Consider the following 16947-nt stretch of genomic DNA (forward strand, 5'->3'; position numbering starts at 1 on the left):
GAGGAATAATATGGGGAATACACCTTAATAATTTCAATAAATATCCATATACTTCAAAACTCTTTATGTATCAACGGATTACACGGAAGTGATAATTAAACCGTTTGGTCAGGATTTTTCCAGTAAAATGAAATGAATTAAAATTATACTAAAATAATGGTGTTGACAAGATTTTATTCAGCCCTTTTTATTACAATTTAGTTCGGTTATGTTACATTTTTTACAGGAAATCTTACTTTTTTGGATGAAAATTCCTATAAAATCAAACAAAACACCAAGCTCTACTATTAAGCCTGGTGTTCATCTTCAATAACTATTTTTATAACCAAGTAAACATATACTTTTTATCTTCTATAGTGTGCGCTTTTTTAACCACTTTTAAAGGCTTGAATGTATCAATCATAACAGCAAGCTCCAATGTCTCTTTCTTCCCAATGCTAGCTTCGGTTGTACCGGGATGGGGACCATGTGGAATTCCCGATGGATGTAATGTAATGGAACCTTCTTCAATTCCTTTGCGGCTCATGAAGTTACCTGCAACGTAATAGAGCAGTTCATCACTGTTCACGTTACTATGATAATATGGCGCCGGAATCGCTTCAGGGTGATAGTCGTATAATCTTGGCACGAAGGAACAAACAACAAAGTTATGTCCTTCGAAGGTCTGGTGAACAGGAGGTGGCTGATGCACCCTGCCTGTTATTGGTTCAAAATCTTCTATATTAAATACCCAAGGATAGAGATAACCGTCCCAACCTACAACATCAAGCGGATGATGCCCAAGTATGTGAGAATGCAAATAACCCCTTGTTTTGGTTATTACTTCGTACTCTCCTTTTTCTGTGTATGTTTCCAACGTTTCAGGACCTCTGAAGTCACGCTCACAAAATGGACTGTGTTCTAGCATCTGGCCATACTCATTGCGGTACCTTCTAGGTGTGGTTAATTGACTGAATGATTCAATAAAGAGGATTTTCGTTTCTTCAATTGGAACGACTCGGTAAATGGTGCCGATCGGTATTGTTACATAATCACCAGGGCGGTATGTAATCGTTCCAAACATGGTTTCTACTTTACCAGAGCCGTAATGAATGAAAAGAAGTTCATCTCCGTCTCCATTCCGATAATAATTCTTCATGGGCTCCGTTACCAAGACTGTACCAATCAATAGATCACTGTTTCCTAACAAGTATTCTCTGGCATCGAGTGCATTGCCTTTGGTCTCAATGGATGTAGTAAGTAGGTGCCTGTGGTTCAGAGCTTCTTGTTCTTCATATTCAGGCATATAGCTACCAAGCACATTTGATTTTACTACTTCTGTAGGCAGGTAGTGATGATAGAGAATGGATTGTGTACCTGAGAAACCTTTTGTACCCATTACTTGTTCCCTATATAATGTGCCGTCTTCTTTTTTAAACATGGTGTGGCGTTTGTGTGGTATTTCTCCCATTTTACGATAATACATGAGCTCACCTCATTATATGTTTAGTTGTTACTTAAAGTTTGATCGTTCCTTTTCGCTGCAGGCACTCGCTTTCCGCGGGGCGGTGCTTGAGCCTCCTCACTTCGTTGCGGGGTCTCAAGTCTACCGCTACCTCCCGCCGGAGTCGAGTGCCTTCCGCTCCAATCCACTAGTTGCTGGATATTACTTTCTGCAACAACACACTTATTTTATTGTGTTTTTCAACGTCCCTAAACCTGTGATGGATAATTCTACTTCATCACCAGGTTGTAGCCAGTGGTGTACTTCTGTTCCGAGTTCTAGGATGCAGCCTGTTCCAACTGTCCCAGATCCTATAACTTCTCCAGGGTATAATGTAACATCTGCTGATGCTCTTTCAATCATTTGAGCAAATGTATAGTGGATCTGCTCGAAATTCCCTTTAGAAAGAAGAGTTCCATTAACAGAAGCGGTCATTTCTAAGTTGTAGCCTTTATTTGTCTTTAACGATTCAAGTTCATCTGGTGTCACAATGACAGGACCTAAAGATGTGGCAAAATCTTTTCCCTTTGCAGGACCCAATCCTACCTTCATCTCTTTTGCTTGAAGGTCCCTTGCACTCCAGTCATTCATGATGCAATAGCCGAAAATGTATTCCTCTGCATCCTTTGCTTTGATATTTCTGCCTTCTTTCCCAATGATGCAGGCGATTTCCAGCTCATAATCTAGCCACTCGCAAGCTGCTGGTTTATCAATAGATTCACCAGGACCTTTAATGGCCAAGTGGTTGGTAAAATAAAAAACGGGAATCTCATACCACTCCGGAATTACACCAAGCCCCCTTTTTGCCCGTGCAGTCTTTACATGTTCCTCAAATGCATAGAAATCCCGAACGCTTACAGGTCTTGGTAAAGGTGCAAGAAGGGTGACTTCCTCTCTTTTGTATCTACCTTTTTTGCTGTCACTACTTAAATGAAGGGAAACTATATCTCTAAATTTCTCATAATGGTTTATCAATGAAAGAAGGTCGCTTGGTAATAGACCATCTGATGCTTCGTTCATATCGACAACAATGTCATGATTTATCCAGCCGGCTTTTATTTCACCAGAGCTATTTTTAAAAGTAATATACTTCATGACAAACCCTCACATTTCCTTATTTACGTTGAAGTTCAAACATATCACTTATTGCCTTGGTGTACATACTCCCTGCCATTCTACCTACAGGATTCAATTTCTTTGTGTCAATCTTTCCATCGAAATAAAGATTATCTGATATGTGGAAACTCTCTACTTTTCCTATAACAAGGCTACCTGAACCTGGTACATCACCGAAATGCAACACTTGGTGAAGAGTGCATTCCATTTGTACGAGGCTTTCCTTCACTCGTGGAGGTGTAACTATGAGACTTGGTTCTTTCGTGAAACCCGATTCTACAAATTCATCCACTTCGCTTGGGAATTCCGTTGCGGTGATATTCATCTGTTCTACAATTTCCTCACTGACAATATTGATGACAAACTCCTTCGTACATTCAATATTCAATAAGGTATCTTTTTTGGACCCATCTGTCCCTCTTCTCATAGGAGAAAAGCAGACAAGCATCGGCTCTGCACTAATAGCTGTAAAAAAGCTGAAAGGAGCGATGTTTGCAACTCCTTCCTTATTAATAGAAGAAACTAGTGCAATGGGTCTTGGCAAGATAGAACCCACCATCAGCTTGTATGCATCTTTCCAGGCAAGATTGCTTGGTTGGATATCCATGTTTGTCACCTGCACTTTGCTACAAATTTTTTAACGTTTCAATAAAATAACGGTTATCTTCCATGGAGCAGATGGTGACCCTTATACTGTTTGGATACCCCAAGACTGCTCCTGATTTAACCATGATCCCATTTGTTAATAATTTTTGTATAATCTCATTTCCATCTCTGCCGATATGTATCATCATAAAATTCGCTTGTGTAGGGAAATAGGTATAACCTAGTTCATCTAGTTCTGACTCCAAGTACACTCTTCCTTCTTCATTGCGAAGGATACACACTCTTCTGAATTCCTGATCCGTAATGGCTTCCATCGCAGCTGCTTGAGCAAGCTGATTTACATTGAAAACCTCTTTCACTTTGTTTAATTCTGCTGATATGGAAGGATCCATGATGCCATAACCAATTCTTAATCCAGCCAGTCCATAAACTTTAGAAAATGTTCGTAATATAACAAGATTGGAATGTTTTTTCAATAGAGGTATCGATTGAAGGTATTCCTCACTTGTTGCATATTCATAGTACGCCTCATCCAACACAATTAAGATATGTTCTGGTACTTTTTCAATGAAAGAAATAAGTTCAGCTTTTTGTACAATTGTCCCTGTTGGATTATTGGGATTGCAGACAAAAATCATTTTCGTCTGTTCTGTAATATTAGCAAGCATGGCTGTCAAATCATGCACACCATTTTTTAATGGAACGATCACCGGCTTGCCGCCTTCAATGGAGACATTGGTTTTGTATCTCGGGAATGTAATATCAGCCATAATCGCTTCTTCCTCAGTATTCAGAAAAGCTCTGATAAGCAGCCTGATTATTTCATCTGAACCATTTCCGATGAACAACTGATTTTGTGCTACTCCCAAAAAATCCGCCAATTTGGTAGAGAGAGCTCTTGCCGAACCATCAGGGTATGTAAATAAATGATCTAGCCTTTGCATTAATTGTTTCTTTACAAGCGGTGAACATCCAAACACATTTTCAATTTCAGACATATTTTTTATGGTCGCAATCCCTAATTCTGTCTGTATATCCTGCAAGCTTTTCCCTAAAGGGTAGGCAGCAATATGCTGGAGAATTTCTCGGCTTTTTACTTTTACCGCCATGCTTAAATCTACCTCCTATAAAAAAGGGAGGAAACTGGTCCTCCCCTTAGTGACGTACTTACAAATTCCCTCTTAATTCTTGCTCTCTTTCAATGGATTCAAATAACGCTTTGAAGTTTCCTTCCCCAAAGCCTTTTGCCCCCTTACGTTGGATAACTTCAATGAAAAGGGTTGGTCTGTCAACAATAGGTTTTGTAAAAATTTGTAGTAGATATCCCTCATCGTCCCGGTCAACCAGAATGCTCAGCTCGCGAAGCTTTGCAATTTCCTCATCAATTTCTCCAACTCTTTCTGACAACATTTCATAGTAAGTGTCAGGCGTATTAAGGAACTCTACACCATTTTCTTTTAGTTTGCTTACTGTCTGAACAATATCTTCTGTCAAAATTGCGATATGCTGAACACCGGCCCCATTATAGAATTCCAAGTATTCTTCAATTTGTGATTTTCTTTTTCCTTCTGCAGGTTCATTGATCGGGAATTTGATTCTACCACCATTGTGCATTACTTTTGACATTAGCGCGGAATATTCTGTGTTAATATCTTTATCTGTAAAATGAGTCATTTCTTTAAAGCCCATTACTTTTTCGTAGTAAGCAACCCATTCTTCCATTTGCTCTACGTTCCCCACCACATGATCGATTCCAATAATGCCAGCGTCCTTAACAGGAGTGGAGTTCGTGTATGCTTTGAATCCAGGCATGAATACCCCATTATAATTTTTGCGTTCAACCAATGTGTGAATGGTATCTCCGTATGTACCAATTACCGCTTTTTTCAATGTTCCGTGCTCGTCTGTCAGCTCTTGTGGGGGCTGTATAGCTATTGCTCCTCTTTCCACCGCTCCGTTGTAAGCACTTTCAACATCTTCCACGACAAGCGCAATATCCTTTACTCCGTCTCCATGCTTTTTAACAAACTCAGAAATCTTTGTATCTTGCTTAAGGGAACCTGTAATGACAAGTCGTACATTACGTTGTTTTAAAACATAGGAGACGGTTTCCCTGTTGCCTGTTTCTAAACCGGAATAGGCTATAGGTTGAAAACCGAATGTGGTTGCAAAAAAGTGTGATGCTTGTTTAGCGTTGCCAGTGTAAATCTCCAAATAGTCGACATCTTTCACTGGAAAAACTTCTTCTGCTTGATCTTTTTTTTGCATTGTTTTTTCTACGTTCATAAATACCCCTCCTAATTTATATCTAAAAAATATTATTATTCTGAATATAATATAATCTAATATTTTCAAAGTCTGCAAGAGTCTCGTTTAAAGCTAGAATGCTTTGACGCGCCAACGTGTCATGACGAAGTTACTTTTTGCTTTGTTACTTTCGGGGCCTTATGAATTGCTTTTCCTTCTAAATCCTCCACCGACTCCCATATGGCTTCATTTACACTCGGGTGCGGATAGGAAGGAAACAGCAAATCCTCTTTCCTTGCAACCATTTCCAAAGCAAGCGTTCCAGTACTGATCATTTCTACCGCTTGGGATCCCATCAAATGAATACCCAATACCAGATCTGTTTTGGCATCAGTAACAGTTTTAGTGAAACCCTCTTTTTGGCCAAGAATGCTGGCATAACCATTTGATTGCAGGGTGCTTTCTCCTATCTTCACTTCAAATCCATTTTCAATCGCTTCTGTTTCCGTCATTCCGACAGATGCAATTGGAGGGATGGACTGAACGATTCTAGGTAGAAACGTAAAATCGCACTCGGATTGTTGGCCTGCAATGTTTTCCGCCGCCACTTTTCCCTGTTTAATTGCTTTAACTGCCAAGGCAGGACCTTCTGTAATATCGCCAATTGCATAAATCGATGGTACATTTGTACAGCATGCTTCATTAGTTTTAATAAAACCTTCATCACTCAAATGAATGCCAGCCCGCTGAATACCAAGTGATTCTGTTGACGGTTTTCTTTCTTCAGCACAATAAAGATGTGAACTCTCCAAATTAACTGATTCATTCTTACCGTGCTCAAATGCCACTTTCCACTGATTCTCATCGTACCTGAACTGAGGAGTTGTATCAGCCTTATAGAGCTTTATTTTTTGCTTTTTTAATTGCCTCTGCAGTTCCTTGTTGATAGAAGGATCGAATGTAAATTCATGCTGGTCTGGCGGAAGAATCCATGTCACCTTTGAACCTAAGCTGTTAAAGGTGGTTGCAACTTCAATGGTAACATCATCGTTTCCATATAAAATAAGCTCATCTGGTAATATTTCCAGGTTCCATATCGAAGTAGGTGTTAGAGCATGATGATGTATTTCTGCAATCGGCTTTTTATTGCAACCGGCAGCAATAATGACATCATTAAAAGTGAAAGTATCATATTGATGCCCATTCTCCACCCCTATTTTACTGGCGGATATAAAGGAGGCTTCACCCTCTATGATCTCGATTTTATTTGCCTTACATAATGCAACGACACCTTGAAGTAGTTGCTCCACTACCTTCTTTTTATGTTCCTGTAACCTTAGTAGATCGAATGTTACACCGCTAGTTTCCAGCCCAAGCTGTTGAAAAGAACCCATCCGTTGAAAAGACTGCGCAGCTGCAGTATGTACTTTGGATGGAATGCATCCTTCATTTAAGCAGACTCCACCAAGCTTGTTTTTCTCTATGATGGTAACCTGTCTGCCTAGCTGAGCCGCTCTTATTGCAGCGTGATAACCACCCGGGCCTCCGCCGATTACCATTACATCACGTTCTTGAGTAAGTTCGCCAACAACCATTTAAACCAGCTCCAGCATTAATAATTTTGGTTCTTCTAAAAGTTGAGTCAACCTGTTGGTAAAGGCGACTGCTGTAGCTCCATCCGCCACACGATGATCGAAGGACATGGAAATGTTCATAATGGAACGTATTACAATCTCATCCTGCTCATTTACAACTGGACGCTTTTTGGTTTTATGGAAGGAGATCAAGCCCACTTCCGGCTGATTTATGATTGGTGTAGCGCCAATACTTCCTCCAAGTGGACCGACATTACTGATGGTAAAACTGCCTCCGGTCAAATCCTTCATGGAAAGCTTATTGTCCTGGGCCTTTTTTGTAAACTCTTTTAAATTGGCGTGGATTTCTTTTAGTGACTTTCTCTCTACATTACGGATCACAGGGACAATTAGTCCATCTTCTGTATCAGTAGCTATTCCTATGTGATGTTCTTTCATTAACTCGATCGTCTCTTCCTGCTCATTCAATCTGGCATTAAAGATTGGATAATCTTTTAGGGCGATGGAGATGGCTTTTAGGAATAAAGCAGTTGCTGAAATGCTTTGATTGCTTTTTTTCCAAATCTCCCTGAGTTCTAAAATATTTGTCACATCTACTTCTTCAAAATGAGTGCAATGAGGAATCGTAAGCAGGGACTGTGACATTTTTTTGCCGATTTGTTTTCTTCGTCCTCTGTATGGAATAATCGTAGAAGATTCTTGATGATTATTAGATTCCGTTTTTGGTTGAAGTTGTTGAACTGCCTCTTCTTTCACTTCCAATTTAGTTTCAGGTTGCTTTTTACTTTCTATGAATCTATATACATCTTCATCTGTGATTCTACCAGCTGGACCGGTTCCTTCGATTTGTTCAATATCAACCCCGGCGTCCCTCGCAATTTTTCTTGTATAAGGAGCAGCCATGATTCTAAATGAATGTAACTTTGTTGGAGGTTGATGCTCTCTTGTTGTTTCAACAGGTTTTGTGGAAGTGTTTGTATGTGCTGGGGTGGGAGGAGTGATGGATTCCTTCCCAGCTGATTCAGTCTCTAGTATAAATAAGGTAGTACCAACTGGAATGGTTTCTCCTTCTTTTACCAATATTTCTTTAATGACTCCTGCATATGGTGCTGGTATTTCAGCAGTCATTTTATCTGTTTGTACCTCAACTAGAGGCTCATCTGGCTTCACCTTATCTCCTTTTTTAACAAAAAAAGATAAAATATCAGCCTGCGTCATGCCTTCCCCAATATCATGAAGTTTGACCTCGATCATATTTTGAACCCCCTTTCGCTAAAACTTCATCACTTTGTTTACTGCCGCAACCACCCTGTCAGTAGTTGGCAGGTAGTAGTCTTCAAATCCGAAATAAGGAACAGGTACATCATATCCCGTTACTCGCTCCACCGGCGCCTTTTGATAGAGGAACGATGTTTCATTGATGATGGCAAGAACGTCCCCACTAACACTTGTCGCCGCATGCGCTTCGTGCACAATAATCGTTCTACCCGTCTTCTGTACAGAATCTGCAATGATATCTTTGTCAATGGGGTATAGGCTTCTCAGGTCGATCACTTCGCAGCATACACCCTCAGACTCTAGTTTCTTCGCAGATTGAAGGGCTACGGGAACCATCGCTCCCCACGCGATAATGGTGACATCCTCGCCTTCCCTGCAGATCTTTCCTTTTCCGATTTCCACCGTATATTTTCCTTCAGGCACTTCTTCTCTGACAGATCGATAACAGCGCATCGGCTCTAAAAATAGTACAGGATCTGGATCCTCGATGGCAGCAATCAATAATCCTTTGGCGTCATATGGATTAGATGGACAAACCACTTTGATTCCCGGCATATGGGTGAAAATTGCTTCTGTACTATCTGAGTGGATTTCTGGTGCCCTAACCCCTGCCCCATAAGGTGCACGGATGACCATAGGCACGGTGTAATGACCCATCGTTCTAGCTCTAATCCTTGATGCATGCGTCATTATCTGTTCGTAGGCAGGATAAATAAATCCAAGAAATTGTATCTCTGTTACCGGACGGAAACCATTTATCGCCATTCCGATTGCAGCTCCAATGAAACCAGCTTCACTTAAAGGTGTATCCATGACACGGTCTTCGCCATATTTTTGTTGTAGGCCTTCTGTAGCCCGGAAAACACCACCATTTACCCCAATGTCTTCGCCCATGAGAAGTACATTTTCGTTTTCTCGAAGCATGGTATCTAACCCATCCGTAATAGCTTGAACCATAGTCAATGTTTTCGTTTTCAATGCCGTTTCCACTATGCTTCACCTCTCATCAGTTGAAGAAGTTCCTTTTTCTGCTGCTCAATTCCCCAAGTCGGTTGTTCAAATACATAATCGAACATGTCAGCAGGATTTGCCTTTGGAAAACTCTCCATTTCTTCTATTGCTGTATCGACTTCTTGAGACAAATCCACTAACATTGATTCTTTCCAGTCTTCTGTATACCAGCCTTGATTTTTCATAAAGCGTTCCAAACGAAGAACAGGGTCATTCTCGCGTCTTTTCTCACTTTCAGATTGATCCCGATATTTGGTAGGGTCATCAGCTGTCGTATGAGCACCATATCTCCATGTTACCGCTTCGATTAAGGTTGGCCCATCGCCGTTTCTTGCTTTCTCTAAAGAATCCAACGTGTGAAAATACACGGAAAAAATATCATTTCCGTCAATACGAACACTTCTCATATCATAAGCAAGTGCTTTCTGGGCAATTGTTTCGGTATTCATTTGTTTGGATAGGGGCACAGAAATGGCAAAATGATTGTTCTGGTTAAAAAACACAACCGGCGCCTTAAGAACGCTTGCAAAGTTTAACCCTTCATGAAAATCACCTTCAGATGTTGCACCATCCCCGAAATAAACTATACTTGCATTTTTCGTTCCTTTTCTTTTCTCTGCATAGGCTGCGCCTACCGCATGTGGTAGCTGTGTTGCTATTGGAATCCCCGGTGGAAATACTTTCTTCCCATTTGCCGGAATACACCCTTCATTTCTCCCATTCCAAAACAGGAGAATATTACGAAGGGAGTGACCGAACGTCATGGTAGCACCATGGTCCCTATAAGAAGGAAATAGCCAGTCTTCATCATTCAATGCCATCGCACTCCCTACTTGGGAAGCTTCTTGCCCTTCATATGGAGCATAGGTACCGATGCGACCTTGTCGTTGAAGACTGATACATTTTTTGTCAAAGGTGCGAATTCTAAGTAAATGTCTATACATGGACTTTGCCAAATCTTCGGTGATTCTTTCTTCGTACGTTTTATCAAGGAAATTGCCCTGATTATCGATAATCTGAATGATAGGAAATTGATTGTTCAACTTATTTCCCCCTCTATTAAACTCGTACTGACCATTTTGGTCGCTTGGAATGGGTAAAGAAGCTGTTCCTTCTGCTTCTGTCTACCAATCTCTGTTCACAGAAATTATTTGCCGCTTCCACTGTCGTAATATTCATTTTCTCTGCTTCTTTATATACATCCATTAAAGAATTGTAGATAGCCATGGTTTTGCGAAGAACACGTTCTTTGTTTGGTTCATATAGTTCATCTGCCACTTGAATCAGTCCACCGGCATTGACGATGTAATCTGGAGCATAAAGAATCCCTTTTTCTTGCAGCATCGCACAGTGATGATTTTCAATCAGCTGGTTATTGGCAGAACCTACTACCGCTTTTACCTTCAACTGTTCTATAGTCTGATCATTGATGATTCCACCCAATGCGCACGGTACAAACACATCCGCCTCAACTGAGTAAATTTCATCTCCGCCAACCACTTTGATTCCTGCTCCAATTTCTTTTGCTTTGGACACCAGTTGGTTTATGGCGATTTCATTAATATCAGAAACATAAATGTCAGCGCCGGCATTCATCAACTGCTCTGCCACTTTTGCCCCGACCTTCCCAAGTCCTTGGATGGCATAACTTTTTCCGTAAAGGTTTTTGGAACCCCATAGTGTAAGGTTTGTTGCTTCGATTCCGTAAATAACCCCTTGAGCTGTTGGAACGGAAGAATCCCCACTACCGCCATACACCTCATCAACACCAACAATACAATTTGTTTCTTTTAATGCATGAACAAAATCCTCAGGAGAAGTGCCCATATCAGTACCGGTATAAAAGCGCCCATTTAACGACTCTACAAACTGACCAAAAGCTCTAAATAACTCAGGAGTTTTATCTTTATTAGGGTCACCAATGATGACCGCTTTCCCCCCACCAAAGTCAACGTCAGCTGCTGCGCATTTATAGGTCATCCCTTTTGACAGACGAAGAACATCATACAGTGCGGCATCTACTGATTGATATGGTTGCATACGGCATCCGCCCAAAGCAGGTCCTAGAGTTGTGTTATGTATGGCAATAATGGCTTTAAGTCCTGTATCTGGATCGTTACAAAATACTACCTGTTGGTGTTGTTGAATTTTATCAAACATTTCCATTCCTCCAACTTCAGAAGTAAGCGTTTTCATATTTGTCAAAGCAACCACCCTTTTTCCATTATTCTTTTAGTCTATCATTTTTTTAATTTTACTTTTTGGTAATATTACTTGCGTAACTTCACCTTCACCAACAACACGATCATCAGAAAATATTAGGACTTTTGTGATGATGAAGTTCTTCTTAAGACCCACTACCGTTCCTTCTAACGTCAAGATTGTACCTTCTGTTGCAGGTGCCAAATGCTTCACTTTAACTTCTGCACCCATTCCTTCTTCCGTCTCTTCCAAAACCTTTAAAATTATTTGGCGTGAAACCCACTCCATGTGATAGACCATCGTTGCTGTGGAATATACGGGATGCACTAGTTCCCCTTCAAACTGGGCAAACATTTTGTTGGAAACGGTGATTTGAATAGAATGTTTCGTACCTAAGGTAAGTTCCGGCTTCATGTGTTCACCCCAAAACGTATAACGTTTATTCAACGCTATAATAACATTTCGTTAAATGAACAGTCAATAAATTGTAGAAATTTTATAAATAGTCAATCATAAATGGCTAAGTCTATCTTTGAAAACAAAAAATAAAGACCGAGCAAAATGCTCTAGGTTTTATAAAACCTATAAATTTTAGTTGATTTTTTTTCACCGCTGTTCCTTTCCCCAAATGGCTTCGCTTTCCGCGGGAGGAAGGGACAGGTAAGACCCCGCAACGGAGTTCGTAGGCTTACAGGGCCGCCCGCAGGCAAGCGAAGCGCCTAGAACGAAAATCAACCGTTTTATATAGGTTGTTACACGAAATTTTAATCTCTTGAGACGTTTTCTCGCTTTCGCATAGCTTTCTAATATTGGACTTGGCCGGATCTTCCCTTTGCGCTCATCTGTGACTATTTCAATAAAATCCCTTGTAACCAAGGGCTTCATATTGGCGATGAGGACCTCTCTTCTCCTGATTTCTCGTCACTGACGTCTTCATAACGTCGATGAGGACCTCTCTTCTCCTGATTTCTAGTCACTGAGGTCTTTATTACGGTGATGAGGACTTCTCTTTTCCTGATTTCTCGTCACTGATGTCTTCATAACGGTGATGAGGACCTCTCTTCTCCTGATTCCTCGTCACTGAAGTCTTCATAACGGTGATGAGGACCTCTCTTCTCCTTTTTCCTTCTCACTGAAGTCTTCATTACGGCGATGAAGACATCTCTCCTCCTTTTTTCTCGTCACTGATGTCTTCATACAGGCAATGAAGACATCTCTTCTCCTTTTTCCTCGTCACTGAAGTCTTCATAACAGCATTCCCTCAAACAATAAAAAGAGGAAGATGCACAAGCCATCTCCCCCCTTCACATATTCAACTTAACAATGCTCTGTCGTTGGTCATTGCTTGGCCGCGTATTCGCTGGAATTCAGTTAACAATCGTTCAATGGTAAGAGATTTCTTTTCTTCCTCTCCTACTTCCAGAATGATTTGCCCCTTATCCATCATAATTAAACGGTTCCCAAGATCTAAGGCCTGCTGCATGTTGTGGGTTACCATCAATGTCGTCAACCCTTTATCTGCAACAATTTCTTTTGTGATATTGGTGATCAACTCTGCACGGGATGGATCAAGAGCCGCCGTATGCTCATCTAAAAGCAGTATGTCAGGTTCTGTGAACGTTGCCATTAAAAGTGACAATGCTTGCCTTTCCCCACCTGAAAGCAATCCAACTTTTGCGCTCAATCTATTTTCCAAACCAAGGTGCAACGTTTCCAGCACCTCTTTAAAATATGCTTTTCTCTTTTTGGTCACGCCCATTTTTAATGTGCGATTTTTATTCCGCGAAAATGCCATTGCTAAATTCTCTTCAATCGTCATCGTAGGAGCCGTTCCTGCCATTGGGTCTTGGAACACCCTTCCTATATATTTTGCCCTTTTATGTTCTGCCATAAAAGTGACATCACGCCCATCAATCTCTACTTTTCCGGTATCAGGCGTTAGCACACCAGAAATCATATTCATTAGCGTTGACTTACCGGCACCGTTACTACCGATGATGGTAACAAAGTCCCCTTGTTTCAAGGAAAGGTTGATGGTATCAAGCGCATTTTTTTCATCTTGAGTTCCTTCATTAAAAATTTTGTTAATCTGTGTTAAGTGTAGCACGTTGATCCCCCTTTTCATTGGCAGAATGAAGAGTTTCTAGCTTTAACAGCTTCTGTTTCTTCCGCTTTCTATCTTTATAACTCTCAATGAATTTAGGGGTGATAAGCGCCAAAATAACAATCGTTGCCGTTATGGCTTTCAAGTCACCTGTTTCTAAGAACTCCACCCTTAATGCAAGCGTCACGACAATACGATAAATGATGGCGCCACCGATAACGGCAAAAGTCGTCCATGCAATCGTTCTAGTACCGAAAATTGCTTCTCCGATAATAACAGATGCCAAGCCGATGATAATCATCCCAATCCCCATTCCGACATCTGCATACCCGCCATGCTGGGCAATCAGTGCACCAGAAAAGGCAACCATAGCATTTGAAATCCCAAGACCAAGAATAACAAGTCCACTTGTATTGGCAGAAAGGCTTCGAATCATCCGCTTATTATCACCAGTCGCTCTGATAGCCAAGCCTATTTCTGTTTTTAAAAACAAATCTGTTAAGATTTTTATCGCGAACGTGACAATCAACATAATGAAGATGATTCCCCATGTTCTAGGAACAAAAGCTCCTAGTCCGATAGTGGAGAATAGATTATTTAAGAATTCATCTATTCCGGTATTCCCCCACCAGGAACGGATGTTGGTGAAAAAAGTATCACTATTCAATAATGGTACATTGGACCTTCCCATTATTCGCAAATTGATAGAATAAAGAGCAATCATCATTAAAATACCAGATAAAAGTGGATTGATTTTACCAAACGTATGTAAGGAACCGGTAATGCAGCCTGCGATAAATCCTGCAATCATTGCCACAACTGTAGCTGTGATAGGACTATATCCGCTGACAATCATTGTTGCAGCAACTGCAGCGCCAGTTACAAAGCTACCATCTACCGTCAAATCGGGAAAATCAAGGACCCTAAAGGAAAGATATACCCCTAGGGCCATGATTGCGTAGATGATTCCCAATTCGACTGAACCAAAAATTGCTGTTATCATGTCAGAATCATCTCCTTGTTGTCTTAAAAGTTCTTATTTTTTATCGTAGAACTCTGCAAATTCAGTCCAAGCATCTTTCACTTCCAAGCCTTGAGCTTCTGCAGCGTCTGTGTTAATAGTTAATTTCAAGCTTTGAGGGTAAGATACTGGAATTTCAGAAGGATCTTTTTCCCCTTTAAGAACTTGAACAGCCATTAAGCCTGTCTCATAACCTAAGTCATAATAGTTAAATCCACTTGCTGCCACTGCTCCTGCTTCCATCGAATCAAGATCTCCTGCAAACAAAGGAATCTTTTCATTCGTTGCAACTGTAATAAGTGATTGAATAGCTGAAACAACCGTGTTGTCTGTTGGCATATAGATAGCATCTACTCTTCCAATTAAAGATTCAGCAGCCTGCTGAACTTCTGCAGATGTAGAAACAGAAGCTTCTACTAGAGTTCCGCCTTTTTCCTCAACAAGACTTTTTACTGTTTCGACCTGAACAACAGAGTTTTGCTCCCCGGTATTATAGATAACACCAATATTTTTCGCACCAAGCTCGTCTACCATGAAATTGATAGTAGTGGCAATAGCATCAGGATGTGTATCTGAAGTACCTGTAATGTTATCCCCTGGTTTTTCGAAGGACTCTACCAACTGGGCACCAACAGGATCAGTTACAGATGTAAAAATGATTGGAATATCTTTTGTCGCCTGTAAAGCACTTTGCGCACTTGGAGTGGAGTTAGCAAAAATCATATCCACTTCATCTGCAACAAATTTGTCTGCAATAGGCTTGTTATTATTTGGATCTCCTTGGGCATTTTGAACATCATATTTAACATTCTCGCCTTCTTTATAGCCATTGTCTTCTAATGCCTTCTTAAATCCTTCGAATGCTGCATCCAAAGAAGGGTGTTCAGCAATTTGGGTTACCCCAACAACTACTTGATCCTTTGCATCTCCGCTAGTTGAATCGGAGCTACAGCCGACTAGTAGGGCTGCGCATGCCATGCTTGCCAAAATAGATTTCATCTTAAACTTTTTCATCCTTATCCCCCTTATATATGTTTATAAGCTACATATAATTATGTAAGCTTTTGAAACCGTTTACATATGCTGATATCTATGATGGGCAAATCGTTATTCGTTTTTTCAACGTTATATTAACACCAATAAACAAATAGTGTCAATATATTCGAAAAATTTAAATAAATTTATTATTTTACAATAAATACGCCATTTTTCCCTAAAACCCTTTTTCTTTTTTTAAATTAATAAAAGAAACCTCTGAATGGATAAGAGGTTTCTTGACATTATAATTTGGCAACTGCTTTATGAAGTTGCTTTCTTGCTTCCGTCACCATCTGTTCAAATAGTTCACTAACAGTTGGTATGGTTTTAATGATACTTGATATTTGACCACCATTGATAAAACCTTGTTCCAGCTCTCCCTCTACTGCGCCTTTGATATGGTGATCTTCCGTGGTCAGCAAATTAAACTCTTCAAGCGTTATCCCTTCTGTCTCTTTTTTTAGAAGTAACTCAGCATATGGAGTACGGAGGACCCTTCTAACTCTCCCGACTGTTCTGCCAACAACGACAGTGCCCTGATCATCAGCCGCTAGGATGGAGTTCTTATAATGATTATGGAACGGTGCTTCTTTTGTTGCAATCAGTCTTGTCCCCATCTGTACTCCAGAGGCACCAAGGGCCAAAGCTGCAGCAAGCCCTTTTCCATCCCCGATTCCCCCTGCGGCTACAACAGGAATGGATACAGCCTCTACCACCTGTGGAATCAAGGTCATAGTGGTTGTTTCTAGATTTGAATTTATGCCAGCAGCTTCATATCCTTCTGCCACAATAATATCAGCGTCAGCATTTTCTGCTTTCATTGCCTGTTTAGGTGAAGCAACCACACATATGACCGTTACGCCATGTTCTTTTAGCTTAGGAATGTAAGGAGCCGGGTTCCCTGCTGAAAGAGAGACCACCGGTACCTCGTGCTTAATAATCAGTTTCAGAACCTCTTTTGTGTAAGGAGAAACAGACAATGCGACATTCACTGCAAATGGTTTATCGGTAAGTTTTTTCGTTTGTTTGATGATTTCATCCACTTCTTCGGGCTTCATCGTTCCTGCCCCTATTGTACCAAGACCTCCTGCGTTGGAGACTGCGGCAGTTAATGGCGCATTACTGATGTTTCCCATTCCACCTTGAATGATCGGAAAGTTTATATTGAGAATTTCTTGTAGTTTATTCATCAATTAATTCACCCCTCGTAAAAATAATGTTATACTAATTTTAATATTTAGACAAT

15 protein-coding genes are annotated in these 16947 nt (G+C 40.6%); all 15 read right to left on the bottom strand.

Annotated elements, in window-relative coordinates:
• Positions 1-319 precede the first annotated feature (319 nt).
• Positions 320-1465 (bottom strand): homogentisate 1,2-dioxygenase, encoded by a 1146-nt coding sequence (locus HC179_RS04160; protein ID WP_168863192.1) that lies wholly within the window; start codon positions 1463-1465, stop codon positions 320-322.
• A 201-nt stretch (positions 1466-1666) separates the two neighbouring features.
• Complete coding sequence (locus tag HC179_RS04165; RefSeq protein ID WP_168863193.1) at positions 1667-2578, bottom strand: fumarylacetoacetate hydrolase family protein; 912 nt, start codon at positions 2576-2578, stop codon at positions 1667-1669.
• A 19-nt stretch (positions 2579-2597) separates the two neighbouring features.
• Positions 2598-3206, bottom strand: coding sequence for a flavin reductase family protein (locus HC179_RS04170; protein WP_168863194.1), 609 nt, complete (start codon positions 3204-3206; stop codon positions 2598-2600).
• Positions 3207-3225: 19 nt separating this feature from the next.
• Positions 3226-4314: a histidinol-phosphate transaminase gene (gene hisC, locus HC179_RS04175; protein ID WP_168863195.1), complete on the bottom strand. Its 1089-nt coding sequence runs from the start codon at positions 4312-4314 to the stop codon at positions 3226-3228.
• 58 nt (positions 4315-4372) lie between these two features.
• Positions 4373-5491, bottom strand: coding sequence for a 4-hydroxyphenylpyruvate dioxygenase (gene hppD, locus HC179_RS04180; protein WP_168863196.1), 1119 nt, complete (start codon positions 5489-5491; stop codon positions 4373-4375).
• 119 nt (positions 5492-5610) lie between these two features.
• Complete coding sequence (gene lpdA / locus HC179_RS04185; protein ID WP_168863197.1) at positions 5611-7047, bottom strand: dihydrolipoyl dehydrogenase; 1437 nt, start codon at positions 7045-7047, stop codon at positions 5611-5613.
• Positions 7048-8301 (bottom strand): dihydrolipoamide acetyltransferase family protein, encoded by a 1254-nt coding sequence (locus HC179_RS04190; RefSeq protein WP_205825217.1) that lies wholly within the window; start codon positions 8299-8301, stop codon positions 7048-7050.
• An 18-nt stretch (positions 8302-8319) separates the two neighbouring features.
• Entirely contained in the window at positions 8320-9282 is a 963-nt protein-coding gene (locus HC179_RS04195; RefSeq protein ID WP_205825219.1) for an alpha-ketoacid dehydrogenase subunit beta, read from the bottom strand.
• A 32-nt stretch (positions 9283-9314) separates the two neighbouring features.
• Positions 9315-10379 (bottom strand): pyruvate dehydrogenase (acetyl-transferring) E1 component subunit alpha, encoded by a 1065-nt coding sequence (gene pdhA / locus HC179_RS04200; protein ID WP_168863199.1) that lies wholly within the window; start codon positions 10377-10379, stop codon positions 9315-9317.
• Positions 10380-10395: 16 nt separating this feature from the next.
• A complete protein-coding gene (locus HC179_RS04205) occupies positions 10396-11532 on the bottom strand; it encodes a Leu/Phe/Val dehydrogenase (protein WP_205825220.1) in 1137 nt (378 codons plus the stop codon).
• Positions 11533-11568: 36 nt separating this feature from the next.
• A complete protein-coding gene (locus HC179_RS04210; RefSeq protein ID WP_168863200.1) occupies positions 11569-11952 on the bottom strand; it encodes a thioesterase family protein in 384 nt (127 codons plus the stop codon).
• A gap of 898 nt (positions 11953-12850) precedes the next feature.
• The gene (locus HC179_RS04215; protein ID WP_168863201.1) at positions 12851-13645 is read right to left on the bottom strand and encodes an ATP-binding cassette domain-containing protein; all 795 of its coding nucleotides are present in this window, start codon (positions 13643-13645) and stop codon (positions 12851-12853) included.
• Positions 13623-14645 carry an ABC transporter permease gene (locus HC179_RS04220; RefSeq protein WP_168863202.1) on the bottom strand — a complete coding sequence of 341 codons (1023 nt, stop codon included), beginning with the start codon at positions 14643-14645 and terminating at the stop codon, positions 13623-13625. Before HC179_RS04220 ends, HC179_RS04215 begins: the two co-directional genes overlap by 23 nt.
• 33 nt (positions 14646-14678) lie before the next feature.
• Positions 14679-15677 (bottom strand): ABC transporter substrate-binding protein, encoded by a 999-nt coding sequence (locus HC179_RS04225; protein ID WP_168863203.1) that lies wholly within the window; start codon positions 15675-15677, stop codon positions 14679-14681.
• A gap of 266 nt (positions 15678-15943) precedes the next feature.
• The gene (locus HC179_RS04230) at positions 15944-16891 is read right to left on the bottom strand and encodes an NAD(P)H-dependent flavin oxidoreductase (RefSeq protein ID WP_168863204.1); all 948 of its coding nucleotides are present in this window, start codon (positions 16889-16891) and stop codon (positions 15944-15946) included.
• Between the last annotated feature and the right edge of the window lie 56 nt (positions 16892-16947).

The sequence above is a fragment of the Bacillus sp. RO1 genome, from assembly GCF_012524115.1.
Classification (GTDB): Bacteria; Bacillota; Bacilli; order Bacillales; family Bacillaceae_I; genus Sutcliffiella_A.

Coding starts and splice junctions, on each gene's coding strand:
- HC179_RS04230 (WP_168863204.1), bottom strand. CDS start 16,891: ATGAATAAACTACAAGAAATTCTCAATATAAACTTTCCGATCATTCAA.
- HC179_RS04165 (WP_168863193.1), bottom strand. CDS start 2,578: ATGAAGTATATTACTTTTAAAAATAGCTCTGGTGAAATAAAAGCCGGC.
- HC179_RS04205 (WP_205825220.1), bottom strand. CDS start 11,532: ATGAAAACGCTTACTTCTGAAGTTGGAGGAATGGAAATGTTTGATAAA.
- lpdA (WP_168863197.1), bottom strand. CDS start 7,047: ATGGTTGTTGGCGAACTTACTCAAGAACGTGATGTAATGGTAATCGGC.
- HC179_RS04220 (WP_168863202.1), bottom strand. CDS start 14,645: ATGATAACAGCAATTTTTGGTTCAGTCGAATTGGGAATCATCTACGCA.
- hisC (WP_168863195.1), bottom strand. CDS start 4,314: ATGGCGGTAAAAGTAAAAAGCCGAGAAATTCTCCAGCATATTGCTGCC.
- HC179_RS04190 (WP_205825217.1), bottom strand. CDS start 8,301: ATGATCGAGGTCAAACTTCATGATATTGGGGAAGGCATGACGCAGGCT.
- HC179_RS04170 (WP_168863194.1), bottom strand. CDS start 3,206: ATGGATATCCAACCAAGCAATCTTGCCTGGAAAGATGCATACAAGCTG.
- HC179_RS04225 (WP_168863203.1), bottom strand. CDS start 15,677: ATGAAAAAGTTTAAGATGAAATCTATTTTGGCAAGCATGGCATGCGCA.
- HC179_RS04210 (WP_168863200.1), bottom strand. CDS start 11,952: ATGAAGCCGGAACTTACCTTAGGTACGAAACATTCTATTCAAATCACC.
- HC179_RS04195 (WP_205825219.1), bottom strand. CDS start 9,282: ATGGTTCAAGCTATTACGGATGGGTTAGATACCATGCTTCGAGAAAAC.
- hppD (WP_168863196.1), bottom strand. CDS start 5,491: ATGAACGTAGAAAAAACAATGCAAAAAAAAGATCAAGCAGAAGAAGTT.
- HC179_RS04160 (WP_168863192.1), bottom strand. CDS start 1,465: ATGTATTATCGTAAAATGGGAGAAATACCACACAAACGCCACACCATG.